Source organism: Cellulomonas sp. P4_B5_2, from assembly GCF_056402235.1.
In genome coordinates this window covers 1-2,040 of record NZ_JBFUHU010000469.1, presented here as the reverse complement: position 1 = coordinate 2,040, position 2,040 = coordinate 1, and the positions used below count along the sequence as shown (strand labels likewise).

Annotated in this window: 2 protein-coding genes and 1 pseudogene; all 3 read left to right on the top strand. The window is 76.3% G+C overall.

Features of this window, described 5'->3' with window-relative positions:
- Positions 1-853, top strand: a pseudogene (locus tag AC1DUQ_RS21220) (primosomal protein N'); the annotation flags it as partial.
- Complete coding sequence (locus AC1DUQ_RS21215; RefSeq protein WP_477062007.1) at positions 850-1,461, top strand: HAD-IA family hydrolase; 612 nt, start codon at positions 850-852, stop codon at positions 1,459-1,461. The pseudogene AC1DUQ_RS21220 and the gene AC1DUQ_RS21215, both read left to right, overlap by 4 nt.
- 10 nt (positions 1,462-1,471) lie before the next feature.
- On the top strand, positions 1,472-2,040 hold a 569-nt coding region (locus AC1DUQ_RS21210), incomplete at its 3' end, for a methionyl-tRNA formyltransferase (RefSeq protein ID WP_477074573.1).

Sequence of the window (2,040 nt, the reverse complement as noted above, 5' to 3'; positions counted from 1 at the left end):
GTACGTGCCCGCGGTCGCGTGCGGGCGCTGCCGCGCGGCGGCGCGCTGTGGCGTCTGCCACGGCCCGCTCGGGCTGACCACCGCCGACGGCGTCCCCACGTGCGGCTGGTGCGGGCGGCTGGCCACCGACTGGCGCTGCACCGAGTGCGGTGCGGGCGCGCTGCGCTCGGTCCGCGTCGGCTCGGAACGCACAGCAGAGGAGCTCGGGCGCGCGTTCCCCGGGGTGCCGATCCGCGTCTCGGGTGCCCGTGCCGCCGGCGGCGTGCTGGCGACCGTCAAGGACGTGCCCGCCGTCGTGGTGGCGACCCCGGGCGCCGAGCCCGTGGCCCCCGGCRGGTACGCCGCTGCGCTGCTGCTGGACGCCGCCGTGAGCACGGCCGGGGCCTCGCTGCGGACCGGCGAGGACGCGCTGCGCCGGTGGCTGACCGCCGCCGCGCTGGTGCGTCCGGCAGGCGAGGGAGGCATCGTCGTCCTGGTCGGCGACGCCGAGGAGCGCGTCACGCAGGCCCTCGTGCGCTGGGACCCTGCCGGGTACGCGTCGCGCGAGCTCGCCGAGCGTGCGGAGCTCGCACTCCCGCCCGCGGTGCGGATCGCCGCGGTCACCGGCCCCCGCGACGCCGTCGACACGCTGCTCGGCCGGCTCGACCTCCCGGACGCCGAGATCCTCGGGCCCGTCCCGGTCGGCGCAGCCGAGCCGGGTGCGCTCGAGCCCGACGTGCGCGCCCTGGTGCGTGTACCGCGTCCCGGCGGTGCGGTTCTCGCGCGGGCACTGGCCGCGTCGCTCGCGGTGCGCAGTGCCCGCCGCGAGGGCGGCACGGTGCGCGTCCAGCTGGACCCGGCAGAGCTCGGATGATCGACACCGTCGTGCTGGACCTCGGCAACGTGCTGGTGCGCTGGGACCCGCGTCGCGCGTTCGCCGGTCGGTTGCCCGCTCGCGACACCGAGGCGTTCCTCGTCGACTTCGACTTCATGGCCTTCAACCACCAGCAGGACGCCGGTCGGTCCTGGGCCGACGCGCGGGTCGCCCTCGCCGCGAGCGCGCCCGAGCACCTGCCCGCGCTGGACCTGTACGTCGAGCACATCGCCGACTCGCTCGTCGGACCCGTGCCGGGGTCCGCGGAGCTCGTGCGCGACCTCCGCGCGAGCGGCGTCCGGCTCCTCGGGCTCACCAACTGGTCGGCCGAGACGTTCCACCTGGCCGAGACCGCGGCGCCCGCGATCGGGCTGCTCGAGGACGTGCTGGTCTCGGGCGAGGTCGCCGTCGCGAAGCCCGACCCACGGATCTTCGCCCTGCTGACGCAGCGGTTCGGCCTGCGTCCGGAGCGCACCGTGTTCGCCGACGACTCGGCCGCGAACGTCGCCGCCGGTTCGGCGGCCGGCTACGACGCCGTCCTGTTCACCACGGCGGAYGCCCTCCGGGCCGACCTGGTGGCGCGCGGGGTCGACCTGCCGCGCACCTAGGATCGACGCCATGCGACTGCTCTTCGCCGGAACCCCCGCGGCCGCGGTGCCGTCGCTCGAGGCGCTCCTCGCGTCCCGTCACGAGGTCGTCGCGGTGCTCACCCGTCCCGACGCGCGGTCCGGTCGTGGGCGGTCCTCGACGCAGAGCGAGGTCAAGGCGAGAGCGCTGGAGGCCGGGCTGGAGGTGCTCACGCCGCAGCGCCCCCGGGACGAGGAGTTCCAGGCGCGGCTGGCGGAGCTCGAGGTCGATGCGGCACCCGTGGTCGCCTACGGCGCCCTCATCCCGCCGGCGCTCCTGGACGTCCCCGTCCACGGATGGGTCAACCTGCACTTCTCGGTGCTGCCCGCCTGGCGCGGGGCTGCGCCGGTGCAGCACGCGATCATCGCCGGGGACGAGGTCACCGGCGCCACGACCTTCCGCCTCGAGGCGGGCTTGGACACGGGCCCGGTGTTCGGGTTCCTCACCGAGACGATCCGCCCGCGCGACACGTCCGGCGACCTGCTCGGACGCCTCGCGGTGGCCGGCGCCGGCCTGCTGGTGCAGACGCTCGACGCGCTCGAGGACGGGATCCTCAGTCC